Here is a 25,602-nt window from a genome sequence, read left to right as displayed (position 1 = left end):
GCCGTCGTTGTCCCGGCATGTCCCCTGGAAGGTCCCTGCCTCCGCGCCGGCCGACGCGGGGGCTCGTGCTGCTGTCGCTGTGCCTGGTGCTGGGCGTCCTGTGGGGGCTGTCCTCGCGCATCGCGCCCTCCCGGCCTGGAGGACCGCTCCCCGTGTCCCCGGCCTGTGAGGGCCTGGCGGTGGACCCGCGCCCCCAACATCATCCCGCGTCGTCGTGGCGGCCATGTGGCGAGGGCTGTCAGGAGCTGGCACCGGACCCGGGCTCGGGGCACCGGTACTTCGCGCTCTTCGGCGCGGCTCGCGATGGGACGCGGATGCTGGGCTACTCCCAGGTTCGTGACTCCGCGCTGGAGCTGAGAATCGAGAACCTCTCGCTGGGGCAGGTCCTGTTCCTCGCCCGCGTGCTCGATGGGGCGAAGGGCTGCGACTTGCGGCTGCGGGACCTGCGCACGGACCAGGCGCTGTTCGAGGGCAACGCCGTCGATGGGCGCACGCGTCCGCGAAGCCTCATCGGCGTGTTGTTCGAGGGCGCGGGCGCTTCGGTCCGGGTGTGGCCCCGGCCCGAGGGCGCGAGCCCCCTGGAGGCCGTCCTGGGGCCTGGATGGATGGCGAGCACCCCCACGCGTCGCCGGGTCTGGAGCGCGCGCTGGGAGGGCGACGGCGGGCCCGTGGAGGCATGGAGCGCGCCGGACCGGACCGTGACGGCGCACCTGACCGTGGGCGGCGACGCGCTGCTCTTCAGCGCGTTGGACGAGGGCCGCGCGTCGCTGTGGTCCTGGAGGGAAGGGGAGCCCGCGCAACCGCTCGTGGTGCCCTCGATGGGCGGCGGCGCGGCCTGTCCCCGGACGGATGGCGAGCACCTGGTCTGGTTCGAGGGCCACGGCTACGACGCCGAGCGCCACGCCTTCACGCGCATGGACCTGATGACCTCTCCGCTGGCGCACCACGCGGAGGACCTGCGCCCGAGGCGTCTGCGCGCCTCGCGGCAGGACTTCCTCACGGAGGTCTCCGCCGTCGTGGGCGGAGGTCACGCGCTGCATCTGGAGACACGCAGAGGCGAGCCGCAAGGGACGCTGGTCCTCACGCGCCTCTCCGATGGCGCCACGTGGCACCTCCCGCCGAGACCCGGCTTCCACTGGGGCGCGCCGCTCTACGTGGACGCGGAGGAGCTCGCGGTGGTCGAGGACGCACCCGAGCGAGCCTTCGCCTCGGGCGAGCTGGGCCCCGGCGAGTCCTGGACGGTGGTGCGCCGCACGTTGGCCTCGCTGGGCCCACCGGACCTCGAGCCGGTGACGCCTTCGGGCATGGATGCCTCGTGCAGCGCCACGTCCGACTGAGAAGCAGGCCAGCCGGGCCCCGCGAGACCCGGTGCCTCGTGGGTCGAAGCCGTGGACCAGGAAGCCACCCGGAGCCCGCGGCCGGCGATGCCCCTCGAGGCGGAAGGCCCGCCCCTGGAAACACGAAGGGCCCGCTCCCAGGAAGGAACGGGCCCTCGTGCATCAAATCAACTCAGCGCGACTACTCGGCCTCGGCCGCGCGGTCCTCGCGCTTGCGGTCGCGCTCGGCGCGGTAGCGCTCGCCCACGGAGAGGGCCTTCTTGCGCATGCGCACGGACTTGGGCGTCACCTCGACGAGCTCGTCGTCGGCGATCCACTCCAGGGCCTTCTCCAGCCCCATCTCGCGCGGCGGGACGAGGATGACGTTCTCGTCGCGGCCGGCGGCGCGGATGTTGGTGAGCTTCTTCTCGCGGCAGCAGTTCACGTTCAGCTCGGACGGGTGCGAGTGCTCGCCGATGATCATCCCCTCGTACACGGTGGTGCCCGCGCCCACGAAGAGCTGACCGCGCTCCTGGATGCTGAACAGCGCGTACGGCACCGTGTCGCCCAGGCGGTCGGAGACCATGGCGCCGTTCTGGCGCTTCGCGATGTAGCCGAACCACGGCTCGAAGCCGTCGAACTGGCTGCTCATGATGCCCTCACCGCGCGTGATCGTGAGGAACTCCGAGCGGAAGCCGATGAGGCCACGCGCGGGGATGCGGAACTGGAGGCGGGTGCGCCCCGAGCCCAGCTGCCCCATGTCCGTCATGCGGCCCTTGCGCGTGCCCATGCGCTCCGTCACCGAGCCGACGCTCGTCTCCGGCACGTCGCAGAACACCAGCTCCATGGGCTCGTGCAGCACGCCGTCCACGGTCTTGGTGATGGGCTCCGGGTTGGAGGCCGTCAGCTCGTAACCCTCACGGCGCATGTTCTCGATGATGACGGCCAGCGCGAGCTCGCCGCGGCCCACCACGCGGAACGCGTCCGGCGTCGCGGTGTCCTCCACGCGCACGGCCACGTTGCGGTAGGCCTCGCGGTACAGGCGCTCGCGCAGGTTGCGCGACGTGACGAACTTGCCTTCCTTGCCGGCCAGCGGTCCGTCGTTGACCTTGAAGATCATCATCATCGTGGGCTCGTCCACGGTGATGCGCGGCAGCGCCACGGGCTTCTCCGGGTCGCCGAACGTGTCGCCGATGGACACGTCCTCGATGCCCGCGATGGAGACGATCTCACCCGGGCCGGCGTCCTGGATTTCGACGCGCTTGAGGCCCGAGAAGCCGTACAGCTTGACGATCTTGCCAGGCTCGACCTTGCCCCCCTCGCGAACGACGGAGATGGGCATGTTGGGCGTGAAGCGACCTGCCTGCACGCGGCCCACCGCGAGACGGCCGACATAGTCGTCGTAGTCCAGGTTGGCCACGAGCAGCTGCGGCGTCGTCTCCTGGGAGGCCGGCGGGGGCGGGATGTGGTTGATGATGGCGTCGTACAGCGGCTCCAGCGTCGTGCCCGGGACGTCGAGCTTCGTGGACGCCTGCCCCTGACGGGCAATCGTGTACAGCACGGGCATCTCGAGCTGCTTATCGTCCGCGCCCAGGTCGATGTAGAGCGAGTAGACCTGGTCCAGCACCTCGGGGGCGCGGGCGTCCTGACGGTCGATCTTGTTGATGACCAGCACCGTCTTCAGGCCCATCGCCAGCGCCTTGCTGAGCACGAAGCGCGTCTGGGGCAGGGGACCTTCGGCGGCGTCCACCAGCAGGATGACGCCATCGACCAGGCGCAGACCACGCTCCACCTCACCACCGAAGTCGGCGTGACCCGGGGTGTCGATGATGTTGATCTGCATGCCCTTGTAGGAGACCGCGGTGTTCTTCGCGAGAATGGTGATGCCCTTCTCGCGCTCGAGGTCGTTGGAGTCCATCACCCGTTCGGCGACGTGCTCGTTGCTACGGAAGGTGCCCGCCTGCCGCAGCAGGTGATCGACGAGCGTGGTCTTGCCATGGTCAACGTGGGCGACGATGGCGACGTTACGGATGTTTTCGCGAGGAATCATACGAACCGAACTGAGGTGAAAGGGCGGGGGGGATGCCCCGAGAAAGACAGGTCTCCCGAACCCCACCGGAACCCGGAAGGCGGGGGCTTATATGCCGTGAGTGCGTCCCCTGCAATGAGCGCGGACGGCCCCCGGGCGACTGGACGGCCGGCACACCCCTCCCGACAGGGGCTCCCAGGGGGGCCTTGTCACCCCGTCGTCACTCTCAGGAACCCGTGGTGGGGGCCCGGACGGACGCAGCGAGGGGCCGGCCAGCGGAGGGCCCGCCCAGCCGCTCCCGGAGGAAGCGCTCGACGCGGACCTCGACCAGCCCCGGGGCCTCCAGGGGGGCGGTGTGGGTGCCGTCGGGGATGAGGACCAGCTCGGCCTCGGGGATGCGGGAGGCCATCTTCCGCGACAGCCACCCCGGGGTGAACTTGTCCCGGCCTCCGGCCACCACGAGCGAGGGCACGTCCACGTGGAGCAGGTGGTCCCACGCGCTGTGCTCGGACAGCGAGTCCAGCGTGCGCACGAACACCACCGGGTCCATGCGGGCCAGGTGCTCGAAGTAGGGGGCCAGGTCGTTTCGCGCGATGCGCTCGCGGTTCATCTCCAGGGAGATGGCCAGCTGCACCGCCAGCTCCGTGCGCAGGGCCGCGTGGATGAGGCGCGCGGACTGCTCGGGGAAGCGCTCCACCACCCGGCGCAGGGACGGGAAGAGCTTCTTGAGCACGTTGGAGTCGTGGAAGGTGTCGAGCGGGTTGCCGTAGCTGCCGCAGATGAGCACCAGCCCCGCGACGCGGCTGGCGTAGCGGCGGTGGAACTCCAGGGCCACCTGCACGCCCATGGAGTGGCCGAAGAGCACGGCCTTCTCCATCCCGGCCGCGTCCATCACCCGCTGCAGGTCGTCGCAGGTGTAGAGCATGCCGATGCGCTCGCGGTCCTCGGGGATGCCCGAGCGGCCGTGCCCGCGGTAGTGCCAGCGCAGCACGCGGTGGCGGCGCGACAGGTACGGGGCCAGGTACTTCCAGGCGAACCCGTCACAGCCCAGGCCGTCGCACAGCACCACGCCCGGCTCTCCGTCGCCGGTGACCTGGTAGTACAGGTCGGCGCCGTCGGGGACGCGCAGGTAGTCCTGGTGGAAGTAGACGGCCTCCGCCTTCATGCCTCCACCTCGGCCTCTTCGTCCTCGGGCAGGCCCCGGTCCAGCCCGTAGCGGGCGATCTTCAGGATGAGGTTGGAGCGGCTGATGCCCAGCTCGCGCGCCAGCCGGCTCTTGTTGTTGCGCGTGCGCAAGAGGCCCTGGTGGATCATCTCCCGCTCCAGCGCCTCCACCGCCTCGTGCAGCCGGCCGTGCGCGCGCGGCGGGATGAAGGGGCCACCGCCAGGCACCACCGCGTCGCGGATGCGGCTGGAGAGCAGCTCCGCGGGGAGCATCTCCAGGTCTCCGCCGAGCACGAGCAGCCGCTCGATCTCATTCTCCAGCTCGCGGATGTTCCCCGGCCACGCGTAGGCGCCCAGGATGGCGAGCGCCTCCGGGGACAGGCCTCGCGTGCGCTGGCCCTCGCGGTGGTGCTTGCGCAGGAAGTGGTCGATGAGGACGGGCAGGTCATCGCGGCGCTCGCGCAGCGGGGGCAGCTGCACGCGGATGACGTTGATGCGGTAGTAGAGGTCCTCGCGGAACTCGCCGCGCTTGACCAGCTCGCCCAGGTCCTTGTGCGTGGCGGCCACGACGCGGACGTTGACCTCCTTGTGGTGCGTGCCGCCCACGGGGAGGAAGGTGCCCTCCTGGAGCACGCGCAGGAGCTTCACCTGGAGGGCGGGGGACATGTCGCCCACCTCGTCGAGGAAGAAGGTGCCGCCGTCGGCGACCTCGAACAGGCCCTTCTTGTCGCGCAGCGCGCCGGTGAAGGCGCCGCGCGTGTGGCCGAAGAGGGCGCTCTCCAGCAGGTTGTCGTTGAAGGCCGAGCAGTTCTGCACCACGAAGGGCTGGTCCTTGCGCGGGCCGTTGTGGTGGATGGCGCGCGCGACCAGCTCCTTGCCGGTGCCCGACTCGCCGTTGATGAGCACGGTGGAGTCGGAGTTGGCCACCTTCTCCATCAACCGGAAGACCTCCATCATCGGCCCGGAGCGGCCGATGATCTTCTCGAACCGGTAGCGCTCCTGCACCTCGGGGGATGGCGGGGGCAGCTGCTCCTCGCGCCGGGCGAGCTCCGACTCGTGGTTGGCGATCTCCAGCGCGGCGAACTCGAGCAGGTCGGACAGCTTCGCCAGCTCCGCGCCGTCGAGCACGGGGACGCGCTCATCGGCGCGGTCCAGGTCGGAGAAGGGCGGGGCGAACTGGAGCAGGCGTGAGCGCAGCACCTCCACCTCACGCGCGTTGAGCATCTGGCGGGAGAAGCCCTCGACGAAGAGGCAGCCGGCGTACTCGTTGTCGACGTAGAGCGGGGCGCCCACGATGCTGAAGTTGAGGTGGCAGTCGTGGAAGAGCGAGCGGCGCAGCTTCTTGTTCCCGCGGAACTTCTCGTGGAGCACGCGCACGGACTGGCTGCAGCGGCGCAGGCCCTCCCTCGAGAACAGGGCGATGCGACAGAACGGGTTGGGAGGCGGGGAGATGTCCCCCCGCTGCCACTCGTGCACCACGCCGTGGCGATCCGCGAAGGAGAGCTCCATCTGCCACCACTTGCGGATGACATCTCTCAGCATGATGATGGTGTGCAGGCTCTGGTGCTTCTCGAAGTCCATCCCTACCTCCGTCCGGCCCCGCGCTCCGGGGAGGGACCGGGCCGTCGGAATCGCGTTTCTCCCCTCTCTTACCCCAGGACCCGGCCGTATCCTCACTTCTCTCTCCCGTGACTACCTCCACTCACACACGCGGCGGGGCGGGGCATGGGCATGACCACGACCACGGGCATGACCACGGCCATGGGCATCACCACCATGGGCATGGGCACGGCCATGGGCACGGTCCCAAGCGGGGGGGCCTGGCGGAGGAGCGGCGCAAGGACCGTCGGCGGCTCATCTTCGCGCTGGTGCTGACGGCGACCATCGCGTTGGCGGAGGCGGTGGGGGGCTGGCTGACGCACTCGTTGGCCCTCATGTCGGACGCGGGTCACATGTTGACGGACGTGTCCGCGCTGGCCCTGAGCCTGGTGGCGCTGTGGTTCGCGGGCAAGCCGGCGGACGTGAAGAAGACGTACGGCTACTACCGGATGGAGATCCTGAGCGCGCTGCTCAACGGCGTGCTGTTGCTGGGCATCACCGGGTTCATTCTCTACGAGGCCTGGGAGCGCTTCCACTCGCCGCAGCCGGTGGACGTGAAGCCGATGGCGTTGGTGGCCACGGTGGGTCTGGTGGCGAACCTGGGGGCCTTGGGGTTTTTGCATCGCACACACTCGATGAACGTCCGTGGCGCGTTCCTTCACGTGCTGGGGGACACGTTGTCCTCGGTGGGCGTGTTGATTGGCGCGGGCATCATGGCGTTGACGGGGTGGTTCGTGGTGGACCCCATCATCTCCGCGGTCATCTCGGTGGTCATCGTGGTGGGCGCGGTGCGGCTGGTGCGGGACGCGGTGGACGTGCTGATGGAGGCGGTGCCCTCGCACGTGGACATGCCGCAGGTGCGCGAGCTGATGCTGCGCGTGCCGGGCGTCACGGCGGTGCACGACCTGCACGTGTGGACGATCTCCAGCGGCGTGTACGCGCTGTCCGCGCACCTGGTGGTGCTGGACCCGATGGTCTGCAACAACGACGAGATTCTCTCGGCCGTGAAGCACGACCTGTACGACAAGTTCGGCATCGACCACACCACCATCCAGATAGAGAGCGAGAGCTACGCCCATCTGGGTGAGGTGCACTGAGGGCGGTCAGCGCATACGAGCGCGAAGTCAACCGAATGCCATGACAGATCAGATGGGTATGGTCTGGCGCATGCTGGGACTTCGCGCTTTCTGGGGGTTAGGGTTTCAGCATGCCGGATGAGCCCATCCTGGACGCGGCATCGCTGCCCCTGGAGTTGGACCTGTTCCGTGTGGGCAACTTCGCAACGATGGTCATCGGTACAGAACGCTTCGCGGATGTTGTGCGCCGGCTGGACCTTGAGGGCCTGACGTGCCGCGAACTTCCAACGCGACAGTCCTGCGGCGGAGCGTGACTGTCGTAACCCTACGTCGCCACGACCGACTTCTGCATGGTTCTCATAGCGGGGCTCGGTTGAGCGGATCCTTCGGGCGTGATCTGCTCGGGGGATGACCCGACCGATTTCCGAGGACTTACGTCGCCGTATCCTCAAGGTGCGAGAGACGACCGGCAAGACGTACGAGGAATTGGCCGAGCAGTTTCAGGTCGGCCGCGCCACGGTGAATCGGTTGCTGCGACTGAATCGAGAGACGGGTGGACTTCAGCCGCGGCCCCACGGTGGCGGGATGCCCAAGCGGGGGCCTGACGAGCACCTGCCCAGGGTGAAGGGCGTCGTGGATGCACACCCGGACGCCACCCTCGCGGAGTTGGCCGTCATGGTCAGCCGTGAGCTGGGCGCTCGGTGAGTCGCCCCACCATGGGTCGGCTGATGGTGAGGCTTCGACTACTCGCGAAAGAAGAAGGGACTGGTGGCCAGCGAGCGAGACCGGCCCAGCGTGCAACAAAAGCGCGAAGAGTTCCTGGCGGCCACCGAGGCCGTTGAGGGAGGCCGCCTCGTCTTCCTGGACGAATCCGGCAGCCACGTCAGCATGATACGTGAGCACGCGTGGGCCCCCGTCGGGGTGCGAGGGGTGGGCCGAGTTCCGCGCAACCGGGGCAAGGTGCTCACGATGATTGGCGCCCTGCCCCTGGATGGCGTCGAAGCGCTCATGACCGTGGAGGGCGGCACTTCGGGTGCAGTCTTCCTCACGTTCGTCCGTGAGTATCGGGTGCCGACGCTACGCCCCGGCGACCTGGTCGTGATGGATAACCTGGGGGCACACCACGCCACGGGCGTGAAGGAGGCCATCCGAGCAGCGGGGGCAGACGTGCTGTACCTGCCGCCCTACGGCCCAGACCTCAATCCCATTGAGCTGTGCTGGAGCAAGATGAAAGCCCTGCTTCGCAAGCTGGTGGCACGCACGGTCCGCAGGCTGAAGGTCGACGTCCAGAAGGCCACTGAAGCTGTTTCTCAGCGAGATGCGGAGGGCTGGTTCATTCATTGCGGCTACTCGGTTCCGTGCGACTGATCACCGCTGTCAAACTCTCACGTTGGAAACAACCTCCACTTGGGGGGATACCAATGGGAGATGGGGGCCGGACGAGCTTCGTACCGCTGTTTGATACGGGTGCGCCCACCCGCAGGAGTGGCCTCCGGATGCCTCACCCGCGAGTATTTGTCGACCTCGCAGAACAAGTTCTGGCAATCGATGGGTTGTAGCTGCCTACCCCAAAGGTCCCGGAAGTGGAGTCCCAGTTGGCCGAACTCCTGTGCGGCCATATTCGCCATTGCGTGAATTACCTCGGCCTCATCGGCCCCCCCGGTGCTGCTAAAGCACTTGGCAATTCCGCTGCGCGCGCCGGGACCCGCGACAACGAACTCGGATTCCTCAAACTGAATAAGTTCGCTGTAGTTCAGGTCGATAGTGAACTGGAACGCTAAGAAATCTCCGAGTGAGGGGAAGGACCGCAGCAACTCGAAAACCTCGCGCAGTGTACGCGCGGACGCCACCTTTTGAGGTGCTCGGTCCATCATTATCCGGCGCAGCAATTCCAGGTGATTTGTGTGCTTGCGGGGCGCCCCAAACTGTGGCGAGGGCATGATATACGCAGCGGAGTAGAGGCGGCCGCCTCCCTTGATAGCTGTGCCAAGCACTGCATCAGCTTTTTCGAAGTCGAAGTGCTCCCATGTGAGCGGGCCTAGTTGGTTCTCAAGCAGTTCCCAGGTCTCGATGCGGTTGAAGAGCTTAAAGAGAAGTATGCGGAAGAAGACCTCCTCTTCCTTCTGGGGACCCTGATAGATAACGCGCCGAATGAGATACTGGCTCACCCTGTCTGCTGCTCGGTAGACGTTGGTGAAACGGAACGAGCGAAGAATCGAATCTTCGGTCCAGGGAGGGGGGGCTCCGGAGAGTCGCCGGAAGAAAATCTCTTGGCGCTCCGCTGCAAAGCGCCAGTAGGTATCAAATACGGCAGTGGTACGTAAGATCTTGCCTCCCGGCAGTCGAATATCACGACCTGCGCCGGGACTAGGATCGGCAGAGAAGAGTGTGCCTTGCTGGAGGGGGCGACGCATGAGTCGTCCTACCTTAGCCGCTCCACGACGAGTTCGCGTGCATTGAGGTGGAGGGTCACTCTGCCTCCTTTCTGATCCTTGAGGAAGCGGAATGCCCGGAACCCCTCGAGAATCGCCTGCTCCCACTGCCACACTGGGAGTTCGGCGACTTCGTAGCCTACAGTGAACTCCTGGATACTCTTCAGCAAGTCGTAATCTACCTGCTGAATATCCTTGAAAAAGGCCACCCGCTTTGCGCGGCTAAAGACGATAGCCGAGATGGCTTCCTCAATGATGGCGGCTCGTGCTCCATCCTGGCTCTCGTCGGTGGCTCGGTTGCTCTTGCGCTTGGACCGCAGCAGCGACCGGAGAACCGGTGACCAGCCCAGGAAGACCGCGTAAGCGATGTGGAAAATGTCGTGGTATCGGTAGCCGTCCGGGTCTGCGATGTTGTCGGTAATACGATCCCCAATGTTGACATCCCTGTAGCGCAGTAGGACCTGGGGCCTCTCTGGGGCGCCTCGCTCGATGAAGTCGATAGTAAAGAGCCGGGGAAGTTGTTCTTCTGCTGGGTTCTGCTCATCGAAGAGCGCGTGTGGCTGTCTTGTGGCGGGCCAGCGACTGATGATCTTCTTCCGATTCTGTCTAGATGCTTCTTCTATATCCACGCTGGCAAAGGTGGCGACAGCTCGCAAGTGCTGCCATGTTTCCTCGAGTGCTACGCGCAGACTGTCCGAGTTAGAGCGATGGACGGCTTCGAGTGCGCGGCCGGCTGCGGCGCCCAGGAGAAGAACCGACTTTTCGCTACTTTCGCCAGGCGCGCTGAGCGCGAGCGTCGAAAGTAGGTCTGGTACATTAACGTCTGCGAGCCGCGTGAAGTACCATAGCGTGTCGCCAATCTCGTCCCTCAGTCTCTCCGCGTAGAGCGGATAGGCGAGACCCTCGCGCTTGTGCTTCTTGAGTTCTGCGAGCACACCCCCGACCTCCCCCAATAGGCCGGCAGCCAGCAGTTCTTTGTGCTCAGGTTTTCCTTTCAAATTATCGGTTTTTTCTGCTGCGGCCGCGAACTCGACGAGCCAGTTCATTGCTCCCCCCTGTCCTGGCTAGATGCTTGCGGAACTCCACAGGCTCACCCTCAATACCACACTTGCCCAGGGAGAGGACCCATTCGATAAACTCCGTTTCAAATCCGGAGCGGAAATTGACCAAATGCCCCCGGCCCTGCCTGGCAACAGTTTCCCTTTTGCCGCGCCGAAACCGGTCCGGAATGGGGATGGCGTCCTTGCCGAAGTAGACGAACCAGTCGCTCACTAGCACTCGATTGACCTGAGTGTCGTTCGCTATGTTGGCTCGATTGGTCTGGCCGTTACTGTGACTGTGGTGGGACTTCTCCTGATGCCAGTGTTCGGTAGGGGAGGACCTATGATAAATGTTGTCGCCGAACGCGTGCTTGATGCTTCCGCGCATGTTGGGACGCTTCAGGCAGAAGCGAGAATCTTCCCAGTAATTTTCGAACGTGAGTGTCTCGCCCACTCGCATCGCGTAGACGAGCTGTCCACCCAGTCCATATTCTGTTGAGCCGGTTCCAACGATCCAGTCTCCGACATGAGCACCCTTCCGAATCTTAGGTTTGCAGGTGGCAAGAGTGCATTGGCCAAAGAAGGGGTTCGGCGCGAACCCGTAGTCTCGACGGACCACATAGGCAAAGAGCTTCATTCGGGGTCAGGTTCCCCGCAGGTGTAGTGTTCGATATCCCGTTCGGGCACCGGTGCCTCACAGTCTGGCTTGAGCCAGATGTTGATCCTCCCGCAGATGGCATCAATCACGTGGTCAGCCAGGCAGCCTACCAGTGCATCGCCGTACATCTGAAAGCCGGTTGGAATGTCTGATTCTTGCCCCCCATTTACGTACACTCCGACGATGCGCAGCCCCTGCTTCTTCGCGCGCTCAATCTCTTGATTGACCTGTGCCTTTGTGCTCGCGCCAGGCGAGATCAGGACGAGAAGCACGTCTGCGCCAGTCGCACGTCGGACCAGAAGGACGCCGTTGATGTGGGGCGTTGTCCCTGTGCTCACAGGTACGGAGTCCTCGCCCTGCATGGCCTGCAGGACGTACCCGTTACCTCGAAGAAGCTCCCTCAGTTCCTGGGGCACTGCGTCATTGGGTTGGGCCTGAGTGACGATGTGGTTTTCGACCTCACCTTTCAATGTAATCCCTCCTGTGGTTGGGGTGGGCGAGCACCCATTGCGTGCTGTCCCGCTCAGTTGCTATTGCTCCGGGTTGGACCTTTTTTGCCGTCACGGCGAAAAAAAGTCGGTCCGGAGCATGAGAGGGGGGAGTGGTGAGTGTCAGCCCTGTGGTCATCAAGCGGCTCGAAGCCGAGCTGCCCTTAATCTACGAGCGAGTGGCTGCTCGTGCGGTTCAGATCGTGAGCCGCAAACGGTGGACTCTCCCGGGTACGATGCCTGAAGGACAGGAGGCGGAGGATTTAGTCCAGGAAGCGTTGCGCCGTCTGATTGATGGCTCTCGAGCGTGGGACCACGAGAAAATCAGTCTTGAAGACTTCCTCGTTCAAAGCGTGAGAAGCATAGCCAGTAGTGCAGTCAAGGGGCTCTCGAACCGTGTCAGGGCCATTGATGCCGATTCTGCACAGGCGTCCGGAGACGCGATGGACCCCATGCTGCAGACTCCATCTCCAGAGCAGCAGTTCCTTGCACTGCAGCGATATAAGCTTCTAGCAGAAGCTGTCCTCGGCGCTGTCTCTGGAGATCTCGAGGTGGAGAGAATTGTGGCTGCGATGTTGGACAATTGTGTGAAACGAGCGGAGTTGATCGAAGAAACGGGGTTGGATGCCAAGCGGTTCGATAACGCCATCAAACGACTTCACCGACGGCTGGATGAGGTCGCAGCCAAGCTAAAGGTGGCCTCATGATGAGTCACACAGAGTCGCGGAATGATGATCAAAAGCTGGTCGACGGGCTGGATGAGCTTGGTGATTCAATAGTGCTGGACGATGTAGAGGCCAAGCGAATCGTGCGAGCGGCAGGAATGGACGTGGCAAAGGGGCTACAGAAAGCCTTGGCATTAGTCGAAGCCGCCAAGGGGCTTGCCTTGCAGAATGCACTGAGAACAGCTCGGGATGAGCGCCTGTCTATGTTGAAGAGATTTGAGGGCGGAAGGTCAGTCAGAAGTAGGGCGGAAAGTATTTCGTTTATTCACAAGGCTGGTCAATCCTTGCCTCCGGCCAGTCGTCCTCAGGCATTTCATCGTAGTTTCGAAACTGCAACTGACGAGGATATTGAGTCTCTTGCTGCAGAGATTGAAGTGTTGCTGGCAATGGAAAATGAAAAGTAAGAGCGTTGCCGATGCTGACTTGGCGCGGGGAGAGCATGCCGCGCGCAAGGTACTTGCGGAACTCGGGGTGGCACACCCGGCGGGATACGATCTTGCAGACCTGCTATGGGTGCTTCGGCGTATTGTTGTTCGTGATGTGCCGCTTGGGGGCTGTGTCGGACGCACAACTCGTGTTGCCGGCAGAGCCATAATTTCAGTGAGCAGTTCCGTTGAGTATCAGCCCAGGCGGCGGTTTATTATCGCTCATGAGTTCGGTCATTACGAAATCCACGGCGCGGATCGTAATCAGATTGAGCTCTGTGACTCTGTTCAAACGTCGGATGATGCACAGTTGCGGGAGATTTACGCGCCCTCCACGGAGCGCGAGGCAAATGCGTTTGCGTCAGAGTTCTTGATGCCAAGGGCAATTTGGTCAGTTCGATGCGATGTGCGAAGGCCATCTTTTGATGTTGTCAAGGTGCTGCAGAGAGAGTTCGGAGTTAGTTTTGTCGCGGCGAGCATTCGGTTTTCGAGGTTCTCACCTGAAAGATGTGCAGTGGTGTTGGCTCAGGACGGAAAGGTGTCCTGGGCTGTGACTGGTGAAGACTTTGGGTATTTTATCCGGCGAGGGCGCCTGCTTTCGAAGTTTTCGATCGCGAGTGACTATTTCGCAGGAAAGCGCCCTGTGGATGTTGCCGAGCCGGTTCCTGCGACGGCTTGGTTGGATGGGTTTGGGGTGTCGAGGGAATATGATATAGTTGAGCATTGTCAGGTAATCCCTGCACTGCGTGGCACTCTGTCCTTGCTCTGGATTCCTCCTGATGCGGAGTATTGAGCTGTCCAGTGAATTTGTCCGAGGTTTCATGGGGACTGTCGATCGCGCGGCTGTTTCGAATAGCCAACCAAGTCAGGCGGACTCCAGGGTAGAGCCCCTAGCCCTATAGGCATTGGGTCTCCAGGGCCCGCAGTCCGCGATTCACCCCAGCTGTCGAATCCACTGACGCACGAGTGCTTCGAGCGCCTTGCGCTGGCCCTTCACGGACTCGAGCGTGACGAGGCAGCGGTCCTTCGCGAGCCAGCGGCAGAGTCCCTCCGGGTCGTCGAGCTCGACGCCATGCTTCGCGCTCTGCTTCACCTTCGCGCCGGTGTGGAAGACGAGCTGCACCCGGTCCTCGGAGCGCAGGTGCACCGTCGCGAAGAATTCGGTGGTGCGGAAGCTCGCGGAGTTCCATTTCACGGCCTCGGAGATGGAAGGGTCGACACCGAGGATGATCTTCCGGACCTGGTCGATGTCCTTGCGAAGAGGGTGCGCTCGCTCCTCAATCAGCGCGGTGACCTCCGTCGAGCCGTCTCGTGTGGACTTCGCTGCGCGCTTCGCGGCCATGCCCCTGTGTCTCCTCTCCGACGCTTGCTTCCTGGTGCCGCCCCATCATCGCCTGACTGGGCCTGTCGCGGCATCGATTCGACGGCGGTGGCATCGGTCAGATGTCGTAAAGGCTGTCCGCATCGGTCGGATGTCGTATCAGCGCTGGGGAGTGTAAAGGCAGACGAAACTCGCTCGACGCGCCTCCGATAAGTCCTTTGTACGCAGCACATGCCTCCACGGAGAGAAACCATGTTTCGAGTCAGCGGACCGAAGACGAGCGCTGTGGTCATGGAGTCGTTGGACAGGACGATGAACGTGGTGGCGCTCGAGGCCACCGCGGCCAAGAGCGCGGGCAACAAGGGCGCGCCGTCCGCGCCGGTGACGACGCCGCAGCAGGTGCTGGAGAAGGTGGGCAGCGTGTCCGGGACAGTGGGCAACATCGCCAGCGTGGCGGACACGTTCGACAGCGGCGTGAGGGCCGTGGGGCAACTGAAGAAGGGCGTGGAGCTGACCTCGATGCCCACCACGGTCGTCGGCAAGACGCTGGGACGGTTCGTGCCGGGGTTGAACATCGCGAACGCGGTGGCCTCCGCCTCCAACGCGCATGGCGTGTTCACCAACCCCGCGTCCACGCCCGCGCAGAAGACCCACGCGGCCATCGATGCCTCCACGGCGTTCGTCGCGGCGCTGCCCGTGCCCTTCGTCGCGCAGGGCGCCGCGGTGGCCAACACGCTCAACAGTCTGCTCACGCCCGCGTCGAAGTAGCGTTCGGGTGACGGCCGATCTCGGCGCTCTCATGGCCTGAGGTCATGGATGGATCGCCTGGCGCGCCGGAGGCCGCATCCCCGATGCGCTCCGCTCCGTGTCGCCACAGGACCCCACCTTCCTTGTGTGCGTGCCTCAAGCGTTCCCGACGCGGCGAGCGAAGCTCGGTCAGGCACACCCGTCGCGACGCGGCTGTGGCTGTCTGCCACTCGGACCGAGGGGAGCGCGCGGGCTACCTCGCGCTAGCGCTTCTTCGTGCAGCGGGCGTCGGGACGGAAGGGCAGGGCATGCAACTCGCGCCCGGTGCTTTGCTCCGCGGTGAAGAACACGTCCCAGCCAGAGCGGATGAAGTCGCGGGGGGAGGAGGAGGCCGGGCCTGGCGCGACCTCGTCGAGCGCCCGCGTGCCAGAGGTCGTGCCGTCACTCACCCAGGGTTCGGCCCCACGTCCTGGCGTCGTCGCGCTGAAGAACAGCCAGTCCTGAAGGGCCGTCACGCTCGCGGGAGCGGCCCCCTGGGCTCCGGGCACGATGTCCTTGAACAGCCTCGTGCCGGAGGCCGTGCCGTCGCTCATCCACAACTCGCGCCCGTGCGCGCCATCATCCGCGGCGAAATAGAGCCTCCCTCCGGCGACCGCCAGGGCGGTGGGCTCCGACCCAACTGCACCCGGGCGCACGTCTTTCACCCGCCGCGTGCCCTCTGTCGTGCCGTCGCTGACCCAGAGCTCCTCACCCTCGGGCAGGCCCGAGCCCGCGCTGAAGTACAGCTTGCCGTGAAGCGCCACCAGGTCGTGGGGAACTCTCCCTGGGAAGAAGCGGAGGTTGCGCGTGCTCGAAGCCGTGCCCTCGGTGACGTAGAGGTGAGCCCCGCCGTCGTTGAGGTCCACCAGGAAGAAGAGCTTCCTGCCTACCGACTTCATGCGAAAGATGAGCGCGTCCTCCGTGAGCGTGCCGTCGTGGACCTTGAGCATCGGAATGATGCTTGTTCCGCCGTCGCTGCGTACCAGCCAGTTCTCATCCCCCATGCTGATGACGAAGAAGAGAGATCCGTCGTGGACGATGAAACGGCGCGGGAAGGAGCTCGCCTGTCCGGGAGCGATGTCCTTCACGCGATAGGTGCCCGCCTCGGTGCCATCGCTCGTCCACAACTCGTACCCATCCGTGCCATCTGGAACGACCGAGGAGAAGTAGAGCCGGTTCTTGTAGGCCACCAACGTCTGGCCCTCACCGAAGCTTGCATCGATGGGGAGCACCCGCTTCACCAGGACGGTGCCCGCCTCGGTGCCATCGCTCGTCCACAAGGCGCGACCTCGCACGTCGTCATCCGCGACGAAGAAGAGCCGGTCCCCCACCATCGTGAGCTCCGTGGGCCCCGAGCTCTCCAGCCCTCGCGCGATGTCTCGCACCATCACCGTGCCCGCGCCCTCGGTACCGCTGCTCATCCAGAGCTCGGTGCCATGGACGCCATCGCTCGCGGCGAAGAAGAGAACGCCATCCCCGTGGACGAGGTCGTAGGCGTAGACGCGCGCCGAGCCGAGATTCCTCAGCCTGCGGGGCGTGAAGCCACAGGGCGCCCACTCACGACGGCTGAGCGCCGCCACCTCCAGGCTCTCACTGGATGGCTCGGCCTCGTCGGCCATCGACGGCGCGCAGCCCACCAGCAGGCCCAACGGGAGGAGAAGGGCACCCAAGGGCTTCATCATGGCTCGCTGTCCTGTTCTGGAGTCCAACCCGTGTATCGAGATGAATGGCATCGACGGCGCTCGCTGTCGGCGCCGGGCTACTCGTCATGGAAGCTTCCTCATGCCGGGCCTTGGCTCGAGGGTGAGCGGCAGGGCGGGCGAATCCTCGATCTCGGCATCGTGGCCCACCCGAGTCCCCAGCACGAAGTGGGGCAGGCCAGGCGTCGAGCTCTCCCCCGCGCCGTATATCGCGAGGAAGCGGTTGCCTCCGTAGGCGACCGCCGGTCCGAAGGCCTGTGAAGTGTCATTTCCCGAGACAGGGAAGCCCGCTGGGTCCCACGTCGAGCCATCCTCGCCGAGGCGCGTCCCCCAGACACGGTGCGAGCCTTCACGCGTGTCATCCCAGACGACGAGGGACTTCGAGCCGTGGTGGGCCAGCCGAGGGTCCCGCTGTTGTCCTGGAGCCACGGAGACGTCGAAGCCCGCGGGAGTCTCGACCGAGCCATCCCGGCGCACGAGCGCACCGCGGATGTTGGCGTCCATCCCCTCGAGGTCGGACCAGACGACCTGGAACCTGCGCCCGGTCCACGCCACGTCCGGAGTCACCTGGAGCCCTGGAGACGTGGAGATGGCGAACCCGGTTCCGTCGAGGATGATACCGCTCTCGCTCACCCTGTTGCCGTAGATGTCGTTCTCGTCCTCCGTGTCACCACGGGCGTCGGACCAGACGACGAGGAACTGCTGCGTGCTGGGGTTCCAGGTGACGGCGCTGTCGAAGGCGAAGGCGAACCCCTGGCTCACGGTCTCGTCCGGAGAGGGCTGGACGACGCCCTCACGGCTCACCCGCTTGAAATGGATGACGGACTCATCCGTGCCGATGACCGTGAAGGTCACCAGGCAGGCCTGAGGGGAGCATGCGATGCGGACGGGGCCGAAGGTCTCACCCGAGCTGATGACGGAGAAGACCTTCCCCTTCACTGTACCGTTCGTCCCGACGCGGATGCCTTCGATGCCACTGCCCGTCTCCCAGACGACGAAGAAGTGGGTGCCATCAAAGGCGATGGCGGGGGCGCGGCCCCTCGACGTCCCCACGTTGATGCGGATGCCTTCGGGGTCCAGCACGGTGCCGTCCCTCGCCACCCGGGTGCCGTAGATGCCTCCCTGGCGAATATCTCCCCAGACCGCGAGGTATTTGCCACCACCCGAGGCGACCGCCGCACCACTGCGGGCCAGCGGCGCCGCCTGGAACGCCTTGTTCGGCGCATGCCTGTTCGCGAGAGGGGACTCCTCTACCGCGCTCGGCTTCTCTCGAATCGTCGTCTCCCCTTCCTCCCGAACGGGTCCACATCCCGCATGAAGTGCACCCGCCAGGATTGCGCTCCCCAGGACCATCGTCCACGTGCGTCGCATGGGCCCTCCCGTTCCGTGACTCCGCGAAGGTGGGGGCCGTGCGGCGCCTCGGGCCATCCGCCCGGGGGAGGGCAACAAGGATGAATTTCAGCGACGGGGCATCCCCTTCAACCGATGCCTCGACCTGGTTCCGCCTGTGCTCGCGGCGACGTGCGAGGGACTCGCTTCAGCCGAGAGGGAGGGACAGGTAGCCGAGCGGCTGGTCGGAGTCGCCGCATCGAGCATTCCGGACACCGCTCGCGGATGGACACCCTCGGCTGCCGCGGAATCGAGTCGAAGAGAGGATGGCAGGGAGGGCCGAGGCCAATGAAATCAAATCGTGGGCCTGGGAGGGTGGCGCGGCTCTCCGCCGCCAGCGCCTCGGCCTCTACCAGGTCTTCGCGGCGGCGAGCACCGCGTCGAAGTCCATGCCGTTGACCCGCATCACCGCGAGCCAGTTGATGGGCCCCACGACGTCGAAGACGAGGCCCTCGCCACCCGTGGCTTCGACGAGGCCGGCTCCCGCGGTGTTCCCCGTGCCGACGCCGTAGACGATGCTCGCGCCCGCCTGCTCCACGCTCGCGAGGCCCACGCCGAAGGTGTTGTCTCCCACGGACACCGCCACGTGGTACCGCCCGTCGGGAACCTGGAGCCGGAACCTCGCTCCGGCCTGCGACGTCTGCACGAAGCTGGCGAGGCGCGCGTCCTGGGTGCCTTTGCGGTCGCCTCGGGTCTGGAGCCCGACCGCGTCCTGCCAGCCCCAACCGCGGCTCGCATTGAAGGCGGAGTCGTCCGCCACCGCCCAGCCCGTCACCATCGGCGCGCCGGAAGGCTGGAAGTTCAGCGCGACCAGGTCCTGGGTCGCGCGCGGGATGACCTCGAGGGTCGCCTGTGCCTCCACCGTCCCCACCTTCGCGTGGAGCGTCGTGGTTCCCTCCGATACGCCCCTGACCGTGCCGTTGGCCACCGTGGCGATCGACGCGCCGTCGGAGCTCCAGGTGGCCTCGCAGGTGACGTCGCGGGTGAAGTGGTCGGCGCCGCGATGGTAGGCGCCGACGGCCGTGAGGACCGCCGTCCCTCCGCGAGCCACCTTGAGCGTCGACGAGGGCTGAATCGTCAACGCATCGAGCACGACGTCGCCCGTCATCGACACCACTTCGAGCACCAGCGCGCCCACCAGCCCGCGCCGGGTGAGCGGGTCGGTGTAGCTCGCCTGCAGCCGGGCCCGGCCCGGGTTGATGGCCCGGAAGGTGCCATCCGCATCCAGGGTCGCCACCTCCGGGTCGAGCGAGCTGAACGTGATTCCCGAAGTGGGGACGACCGAGGTCCCATCCTGGAACACCGCCGTCACCCCCAGCTTGCCGGCCGAGTTCGTCTCGACCTTCGTGGCGGGCGCCGTCACGTCGATGCGCCGCAGCAGTCGCGCGGGGCGCGCGTCGAGCCGGTACACGAAGACATGGGTGTCGACGGTGTTGACCACCACGAAGACATTCAGGCTCGGCACGTAGCGGAACCGCCCGAACGTCCCGTTCATGTTGGCCGCTCCCGGCACCACCGTGCCCAGCGCCGCACGCTTCGTCCAGACGCGGGTGTCGAGGTTCAGCGTGTAGATGTCCCCGCCACCGTTCCAGGCCACGAGCTGGTCGGTCACCGGGTCGTAGTCGACGCCGGGGTTCCCCACGTCTTCAATCTCCCGCGCGCCCGTGGTCGCGAGCCGCGTGCGCTTCGGAACGAACTTCCCCAGCGCGTCGATGGTCCACGTGTCGGTGGAGCCCTGCCCGACCTCGACGTACAGCTTGCGCCGAGGGTCGACGACCGCGTTCTTGTAATAGCCCAGCTGGTTCGACTCGCTTCGAATCGTCCACTTGCCGGTGGCGGGCTCCCAGACCGACACCGCCTCCGCGCCGGAGTGGTACCAGAGGACGCGGGTGTTGGGGTCGTAGGCGGAATTGGCGCCGGTGCGTGTTCCGAGCTGTGGCAGCTCGGGGTGGTTCTCCCAGCGCTGGGTGTCGAGGTCGAGCGCCGTCTGCGGCCAGCCATCCCAGCCCAGCGCGAGAAACCGGTCGAAGGGTGGAGGCAGGTACTCGAGCCCATCGTAGGTGTGGATGGCGCAGTTGACGCCCAGCGCCCGGTCGGGACACTCCGCTCCAGGGCTGACCGGGTCCGGGGCCGTCAGGCGGACCCACGCGCCGGTCCGCAAGTCGAAGCCGTAGACTTCGTTGCCGTAGTAACCGTTGTGCCCGCCGCCGGTGATGTAGAGCCGGTCGCGTTGGGTGTCGAGGGCACCACTCGACCAGTCGTTAATGATTCCGCTGATGCCCTCGCCCCAGCCGAGCCACGGATGCAGCGCGGGGGACAGGGCCGCCGCCCGCAGGTTCGAGCTCGGGAACTCATACCAGTGCCCCGGCGCCAGCCCGGAGAGCGCATCCGGCGGTGGGGTCGGAATCGTCACCGTCACTGGATTGGACGGAAGACTCTCTGCCCCATCATCGGTGAGCGCCGTCACGGTGTACGTGTACGTCTCGCCCGGGACGACCGGGCGGTGGGCGAGGGACGGCCGCTCGACCAATCCGACCTGGCCCGCACCCAGCAGCACGCGGTAGCGCTGGACCGAGGCCGTCGTCGACGGCGCCCACGTCAGCGAGACCTCGAAGGAGGAGACGTTCGCCGCGACGAGCTCGGTGGGCGCGGCGGGCCGCTCTCGCTTCGTCGCGCACGCGCTGGCACCGGCGTCGGTTCCCCCATCCGCGAGGACTCCGCCGCCATCCGGCGGAGTCGCGGTACCGCCGGAACAGCCAGTCACGCCCAGCAGCAACACTCCGAGGACAAGGCTTCGAACGAGCAAAGAAGGGCGCATCTGTGTCCAGTCCTGTAGGGGGCACCGCGGTGCTGACTCAGCTCCTCACGACGCCGTCGAAGACGCCGTAGCCACCCGGGATGAAGAAGTCCTTGCCGGGCTGGAGCCCATAGGCGCGCAGCACCGTCGCCGCCACGTCCTGCGAGTTCGGCGTCCGCGTCACGACGTCCCCGGACTCCTCGACGAGCCGCACCGGAATGCCCATGGGCGAGCCCTCCATCCGCTCGTCGTAGCCGCCGAGCATCTGGTTCCCCTGGATGCCGCCGCCCACCAGCAGGGCGCACGTCGCGGGGTGGTGGTCGCTGCCCACCTTGGGGAACGTCCGCCCGAAGTCGCTGTAGACATACACGAGCGTCTCATCCAGCAGCGACCGCGACGGGTCCGAGCGGCTCGGTGTCAGGCTCATCTCCAGGCACATGCGCCCCACCATCTCCATGGCGATGCGCAGGTACTGGGCATGGACGATCTGCCCGCTGACGAAGTGGGAGTCGAAGGTGAAGCCCTCGATGCTCGTGGCCCGCAAGGTGACGGTCGACACCAGGTCTGACTTCAGCAACTGGAGCGCGAACGCATAGTCACCCATCGACGGCATCGTCCCGCAGGCATCCGCATAGCCGGTGCAGGCCATCCAGTCCTCGGGATACGCGGGGTCGGCCTTGAGCTTCTCCCAGGCGGGCGTCTTCTCCAGCACCGACAGCATGTCCCGGCGAATCGTGCGACTGGCGCCCTTGTACGTGTCGTAGAGCTGCTCCAGGTACCCGTCCGTCCCGGCGCTGGACATGCCTCGCTCGCGGCGCACCGCCTTGAGCAGGGCCGCGTCCACGGCCGTCGCGGGCACCGTGCCGGGCATCGGCGTGCCGTCGAAGGCGAGCTCCGGCTCGTTCTTCCTCGCGCGCAGGCCGTGCCACGTGCCGTCTCGCCGGTCGGAGAGCGTGGGTTCCACCGTCGCGCTCGAGGAGAGCAGCGTCGGGTTCGCCAGCGCGGGCAGTCCGAGCGCCATCGGCAGCGGCCCACCCAGGGCGACGTTGGGCAGGGGGCGGTCCGGGAAGCGTGAGGCCATCGCGTTGGCCACGACAGCCTGCACGGACGGCGCCCGGAAGGTGGAGCCGGCGACACCGGACATGCTCGCGATGAGGCCGCTGGCGTGCGCCGCCGTCCCCTGGTCCGCGCCCACCAGCAGCGCGGCCTTCTCGTAGAGCTTGTACGCCGGGTTGGCCCACACGTAGCCCTCCGGGCGATACACCTGGGCGTTGCCGACGACGGGGTTGTTCCCGTTCCTGTCCGCGGGATTGGCCCAGTTCCAGTAGACGGGCACGCGCAGCTTGCGCGAGGGCCCAGGGGACATCAGGTCCACTGGCGAGCGGTCCAGGTGCTCCACCTGCTCGGGGTTGTACCCGTAGGCTTGGTTGCCTCCCTGCGCGGGCGGGATGAACTTCTGGATGCCCGCGCGGGTCATCGGCGCGAAGAAGGACTCCCAATGCAGTCCGCCCACCAGCCAGATGGCCAGCATCTTCGTGGGCCGGCCCGACGCTGACTGCGCCATCGCCGACGGCAGGCCATACCGTGCCAGCAGCCCGACCTGCGCGGCCCCGAAGGCCGCTTGAAAGAGATTGCGACGCGAGAGCTTCATGGCGGGCCTCAGTAGAAAACCCAGTGCGGGTGGCGGATGAAGTACGAGCAGACGCCCACGTAGGCGGGCTCGGTGTCGGTCGGCGTCGCGAGCGCCACGAAGACGTCCGTGTACAGCTCGTCCACCTGCGCGTCGGTGAAGCGCTCTCCCAGGAAGTGGAGCGACCAGCGCTTCAGCGTGGCCTTGACCTCGGCCGGGTCCGCCGAGCGCGCCGCGCCCTTCGGGAACAGCGCCGTGTTGTCGGGCCTGGCCAGGGCCTTGCGGCACCAGCGCTGGGAGACCTGTGTCAGCGTCAGGGCCAGCGTGGGCGAAGGGGTCCGGTCCGCGGAGACCTGGTTCATCACCGAGCCTCCCCCCAGCCCATGGTAGCGCTCGCCGCTGATGTACTGACGAGGGGAGGGGATGGCGTCCGGCGACTGCAGCGGGAGGTATTCCTCGCCTCGTGACTCCGCCATGTCGAAGCCGAACTCCTTCGCGTTGACGAAGAAGTCGTCGTACCTCAACCCGAGCTGTTGGTAGAGCGCGCGCTGTATCTGGTCCGCGCTCATGCGGGTGATTCGCGGGGCGTCGCGGTCGGGTCGGGCATCGCGCTGCTGCGTGCCGAGCCCTTGAATCCAGGCGCGCACCGCCTCCACGGGGAGCTTCGCGGTGCCCTCCGACACGAGCTGCGCGTAGGTCTTCTGGCCGATGGGCATCTGCTTGAAGGCGCCGGTGCCCCGGCCCTCCAGCAGCCGCAGCAGCTCGCTCCCGTCGGGGTCGCCCGCCTTCACCAGCCGCACGTCCGCGACGAGCAGACCCTGGAAGGCCTCCACCGAGGCGAAGTATCCGCGCGCGCCCTGTGCGTGGCAGCCCTCGCAGTGGGGCTTGAGGCCCTCCATGACGCGGAGGGTCTCCGAGGTCGCTGGCGTACCGCAGGCCGACTGCTCCTGCGCGCGGGTGGTGGATGGAGTCACCTCCGAGGAGCAGGCGGCGATCCAGGGAAGCACGAGGAGCCATGCGTAGCGGTTCATGTCAGCGCCCCCTCTGGAAGAGGTCCGACTGCGTGAGTGTCTTGATGTACGGGCGGGCCTTGCGGCCCCCGGCGATGAAGCGCGCCACCTGGTCCTCCAGGTAGCCCGCCTCCTTCGCCGGGTCGATGTCCCGCCCCATCACCTGCGCGTGCAGGCGACGCACGACACACCGGTCGAACGAGCCCGAGGCGACGATGAGCTTGGCGAAGCCCAGCGGCCCCACCGTCCCATCGCTCGTCTGGCCCAGCAGGTTCTGCTCCGCCGGGAGGAAGTCGATGAAGACGGCCTCCGGATTCGCGTCAGCCTGGGCCTGGGTCACGGGCGTCAGCAGCGTGTCCGGCATGTACCACCGGTTCCAGTGGCTGAACGGGTCCGAGTGATAGGGGTACTCGCCGGTGCGCCAGCGCGCGGGCCAGTGCCACACCTTGCCCACGCCCGGCATCGGGTACGTCGCGCCATGGCCCTCGAAGCCGTGCCCCATCTTCGCGAAGCGCTTGAAGTGGATCGCCGCGGGGTCCACCCGGCGGTGGCAATGCTGGCAGGGCCCCTCCGTGCCCGGGTCCCGCTTGTACTCGTTGAACGTCTGGCCCTGCGGAGGGGAGAGCTCCTCGCAGGCCAGCATCTCCAGCGCCCGCGCGCCGCGCACCCGCTCACGAGGATAGGCGCTGAGGAAGCCGAGGCTGGTGAGCATGCCCGCGGCGGGGATGCCCTTCATCGCGGCGGTCTGCGTGCGGGGGTCGTAGCGGTAGTCTCGCTCCTCCAGGAAGAAGGGGTTGCGGGCCGGCACGGAGTACTCGCGCCAGGCTGTCGGGTCGCCTTGGCGGTGGAGGGGGTCGACTGGCGCGCTGGCGAAGCGCGAGGGTCTCCACCAGGAGTCGTCCTCGAGCAGATACGTCAGCTCACCGGCGAGGCCTTGCATGACATAGGCGGCCTGCAGGCGCGTGGGTCCCACGGAGTAGTCGCCGAGGATGAGGTCGGTCATCGGCCGGTCATGCCAGCCGAGGTGCGCGAACAGCCGCGCGGGCTCCTCGGCGACGAGCCGCCGCTGCCCTTGAGGGCTGTGGAGTCCGTAGTCCTCCCAGCCCGGATAGCTGCCCGTGTCGGCGTGACAGCGGACGGCGGCGGGCCCGCAGCCACAGTTCGCGATGGGGCCCGCGGTGGCGCAGTTCACCGTCACCGGGAAGCCGCTCGCGTCGTAGGTCTGCCCCGTGGGTGACACGCTCGCCGCGAAGCCCACCAGCACCGTCGTCGCGCCCGGGGCCCACCACGCCTCGAGCGAGCGCTCCTCCGCGGGCGAGCCATCTGGCTTCAGGCCAAGACAGGCATCCTTGTCGTCGCGGAAGTACTTCCACGCGCCGGCCTTCGGGGTGCCATCCGGGCACCGGACGATGGAGCGCTGCTGTTGCAGGCCATACTCCGGAGGATCCGCCGTCGGCCCCACGGGCGGGATGTTGAACCAGTCGCGCGCGGTCTCGAACAGCGTCCGATAGAAGGCAGGGTCCTGGAGCGTGGTGTCCACGAAGGCCGAGACGTAGGCGCGTTGCGCCGCCTCGCTCCCGGCGGCCTCCAGCGCGGCGTACTCCTCATCTGTCGGAGGCTCGCCCCTCAGCGCCAGCGCGCTGCGCCGCAGCAGGCGGCTGGGGATGAGCACGTCGGCCGGCACACCCGCGTCGGAGCCTTCCTCGGGCGGGGGCTCGACGCAGCCAGCGTCCTCGCCATTCGGAGTCGGCCCTCCGGACGAGCTGCTGCCGGAGCAGCCCAGCCAGACAAGGAACGGTAGAAGCCACAGCAGCGTGCGCGCGTCTCGCGCGGCGGCCAGCCCTGGAGGGGGGAGCTTTCGGTGGGGCATGCGCGGCCCCTTCGCAAGTCATATGCCATGGGCGCGCGCGCGGGCGCTCCGAGTGGGCAGGGGATGCCTCTCAACGCCTGTGTCTGGTTGAAGCGGGGGAGTGTCCACCCCAGCTTGTGGCCCGCGCGCCACACCTGACGCTCGCAC

At 66.4% G+C, this 25,602-nt stretch carries 21 protein-coding genes and 2 pseudogenes; 9 read left to right on the top strand and 14 right to left on the bottom strand.

Features of this window, described 5'->3' with window-relative positions:
• Nucleotides 1–17 precede the first annotated feature (17 nt).
• On the top strand, nt 18–1,337 hold the full coding sequence (locus tag AC6JA9_RS24280; protein WP_497957926.1) for a hypothetical protein: 1,320 nt from the start codon (nt 18–20) through the stop codon (nt 1,335–1,337).
• 181 nt (nt 1,338–1,518) lie between these two features.
• Here the strand turns inward: AC6JA9_RS24280 and typA are convergent, their stop codons facing one another.
• From typA to AC6JA9_RS24265, 3 genes are all read right to left on the bottom strand, one after another.
• Nucleotides 1,519–3,366 (bottom strand): translational GTPase TypA, encoded by a 1,848-nt coding sequence (typA, locus tag AC6JA9_RS24275; RefSeq protein ID WP_223747304.1) that lies wholly within the window; start codon nt 3,364–3,366, stop codon nt 1,519–1,521.
• 205 nt (nt 3,367–3,571) lie between these two features.
• Nucleotides 3,572–4,510 (bottom strand): alpha/beta fold hydrolase, encoded by a 939-nt coding sequence (locus AC6JA9_RS24270; protein ID WP_223747305.1) that lies wholly within the window; start codon nt 4,508–4,510, stop codon nt 3,572–3,574.
• Nucleotides 4,507–6,090 (bottom strand): sigma 54-interacting transcriptional regulator, encoded by a 1,584-nt coding sequence (locus AC6JA9_RS24265; RefSeq protein WP_223747306.1) that lies wholly within the window; start codon nt 6,088–6,090, stop codon nt 4,507–4,509. The genes AC6JA9_RS24270 and AC6JA9_RS24265 overlap by 4 nt, the downstream gene beginning before the upstream one ends.
• 107 nt (nt 6,091–6,197) lie before the next feature.
• Between AC6JA9_RS24265 and AC6JA9_RS24260 the strand changes: the two genes are divergently transcribed.
• The 4 genes and pseudogenes from AC6JA9_RS24260 to AC6JA9_RS24245 form a co-directional block, all read left to right on the top strand.
• A complete protein-coding gene (locus AC6JA9_RS24260) occupies nt 6,198–7,205 on the top strand; it encodes a cation diffusion facilitator family transporter (RefSeq protein ID WP_223747307.1) in 1,008 nt (335 codons plus the stop codon).
• 101 nt (nt 7,206–7,306) lie between these two features.
• Nucleotides 7,307–7,498: pseudogene (locus AC6JA9_RS24255) on the top strand (double-CXXCG motif protein); the annotation flags it as partial.
• A 94-nt stretch (nt 7,499–7,592) separates the two neighbouring features.
• Nucleotides 7,593–7,889 carry a helix-turn-helix domain-containing protein gene (locus tag AC6JA9_RS24250; protein ID WP_497957925.1) on the top strand — a complete coding sequence of 99 codons (297 nt, stop codon included), beginning with the start codon at nt 7,593–7,595 and terminating at the stop codon, nt 7,887–7,889.
• A 48-nt stretch (nt 7,890–7,937) separates the two neighbouring features.
• Nucleotides 7,938–8,552 (top strand): annotated as a pseudogene (locus tag AC6JA9_RS24245) (IS630 family transposase); the annotation flags it as partial.
• 17 nt (nt 8,553–8,569) lie between these two features.
• Here the strand turns inward: AC6JA9_RS24245 and AC6JA9_RS24240 are convergent.
• From AC6JA9_RS24240 to AC6JA9_RS24225, 4 genes are read right to left on the bottom strand one after another with little or no spacing between them, the layout of a single operon-like run.
• Nucleotides 8,570–9,598, bottom strand: coding sequence for a nucleotide kinase domain-containing protein (locus tag AC6JA9_RS24240; RefSeq protein WP_497957924.1), 1,029 nt, complete (start codon nt 9,596–9,598; stop codon nt 8,570–8,572).
• Between the two features lie 8 nt (nt 9,599–9,606).
• Nucleotides 9,607–10,662, bottom strand: coding sequence for a MazG C-terminal domain-containing protein (locus AC6JA9_RS24235; RefSeq protein WP_497957923.1), 1,056 nt, complete (start codon nt 10,660–10,662; stop codon nt 9,607–9,609).
• A complete protein-coding gene (locus tag AC6JA9_RS24230; protein ID WP_497957922.1) occupies nt 10,616–11,293 on the bottom strand; it encodes an Nmad2 family putative nucleotide modification protein in 678 nt (225 codons plus the stop codon). The genes AC6JA9_RS24235 and AC6JA9_RS24230 overlap by 47 nt, the downstream gene beginning before the upstream one ends.
• Nucleotides 11,290–11,784, bottom strand: coding sequence for a TIR domain-containing protein (locus tag AC6JA9_RS24225; protein WP_497957921.1), 495 nt, complete (start codon nt 11,782–11,784; stop codon nt 11,290–11,292). The genes AC6JA9_RS24230 and AC6JA9_RS24225 overlap by 4 nt, the downstream gene beginning before the upstream one ends.
• A gap of 149 nt (nt 11,785–11,933) precedes the next feature.
• Between AC6JA9_RS24225 and AC6JA9_RS24220 the strand changes: the two genes are divergently transcribed.
• The 3 genes from AC6JA9_RS24220 to AC6JA9_RS24210 are packed head-to-tail and all read left to right on the top strand — an operon-like array spanning nt 11,934 to nt 13,745.
• The gene (locus AC6JA9_RS24220; RefSeq protein ID WP_497957920.1) at nt 11,934–12,509 is read left to right on the top strand and encodes a sigma factor; all 576 of its coding nucleotides are present in this window, start codon (nt 11,934–11,936) and stop codon (nt 12,507–12,509) included.
• Nucleotides 12,506–12,931: a hypothetical protein gene (locus AC6JA9_RS24215; RefSeq protein WP_497957919.1), complete on the top strand. Its 426-nt coding sequence runs from the start codon at nt 12,506–12,508 to the stop codon at nt 12,929–12,931. Before AC6JA9_RS24220 ends, AC6JA9_RS24215 begins: the two co-directional genes overlap by 4 nt.
• On the top strand, nt 12,885–13,745 hold the full coding sequence (locus AC6JA9_RS24210; RefSeq protein ID WP_497957918.1) for an ImmA/IrrE family metallo-endopeptidase: 861 nt from the start codon (nt 12,885–12,887) through the stop codon (nt 13,743–13,745). Before AC6JA9_RS24215 ends, AC6JA9_RS24210 begins: the two co-directional genes overlap by 47 nt.
• Before the next feature lie 141 nt (nt 13,746–13,886).
• On the opposite strand, the gene AC6JA9_RS24205 is transcribed toward AC6JA9_RS24210, so the two are convergent.
• Complete coding sequence (locus tag AC6JA9_RS24205) at nt 13,887–14,294, bottom strand: DUF1801 domain-containing protein (protein WP_497957917.1); 408 nt, start codon at nt 14,292–14,294, stop codon at nt 13,887–13,889.
• A 270-nt stretch (nt 14,295–14,564) separates the two neighbouring features.
• On the opposite strand from AC6JA9_RS24205, the gene AC6JA9_RS24200 reads away from it, so the two are divergent.
• Nucleotides 14,565–15,041, top strand: coding sequence for a hypothetical protein (locus AC6JA9_RS24200; RefSeq protein ID WP_497957916.1), 477 nt, complete (start codon nt 14,565–14,567; stop codon nt 15,039–15,041).
• 242 nt (nt 15,042–15,283) lie between these two features.
• On the opposite strand, the gene AC6JA9_RS24195 is transcribed toward AC6JA9_RS24200, so the two are convergent.
• The 6 genes from AC6JA9_RS24195 to AC6JA9_RS24170 form a co-directional block, all read right to left on the bottom strand.
• Nucleotides 15,284–16,741: an ELWxxDGT repeat protein gene (locus AC6JA9_RS24195; protein WP_497957915.1), complete on the bottom strand. Its 1,458-nt coding sequence runs from the start codon at nt 16,739–16,741 to the stop codon at nt 15,284–15,286.
• 84 nt (nt 16,742–16,825) lie between these two features.
• Nucleotides 16,826–18,130 carry a hypothetical protein gene (locus tag AC6JA9_RS24190; protein WP_497957914.1) on the bottom strand — a complete coding sequence of 435 codons (1,305 nt, stop codon included), beginning with the start codon at nt 18,128–18,130 and terminating at the stop codon, nt 16,826–16,828.
• 367 nt (nt 18,131–18,497) lie between these two features.
• Complete coding sequence (locus tag AC6JA9_RS24185; protein ID WP_497957913.1) at nt 18,498–20,912, bottom strand: Ig-like domain-containing protein; 2,415 nt, start codon at nt 20,910–20,912, stop codon at nt 18,498–18,500.
• 91 nt (nt 20,913–21,003) lie between these two features.
• Nucleotides 21,004–22,596: a DUF1501 domain-containing protein gene (locus AC6JA9_RS24180; protein WP_497957912.1), complete on the bottom strand. Its 1,593-nt coding sequence runs from the start codon at nt 22,594–22,596 to the stop codon at nt 21,004–21,006.
• 8 nt (nt 22,597–22,604) lie between these two features.
• Entirely contained in the window at nt 22,605–23,606 is a 1,002-nt protein-coding gene (locus AC6JA9_RS24175; protein WP_497957911.1) for a hypothetical protein, read from the bottom strand.
• 1 nt (nt 23,607) lies between these two features.
• The gene (locus tag AC6JA9_RS24170; protein WP_497957910.1) at nt 23,608–25,455 is read right to left on the bottom strand and encodes a hypothetical protein; all 1,848 of its coding nucleotides are present in this window, start codon (nt 25,453–25,455) and stop codon (nt 23,608–23,610) included.
• Between the last annotated feature and the right edge of the window lie 147 nt (nt 25,456–25,602).

Source organism: Myxococcus sp. MH1 (assembly GCF_059738865.1).
This window is presented reverse-complemented; position numbering and strand designations above follow the sequence as displayed.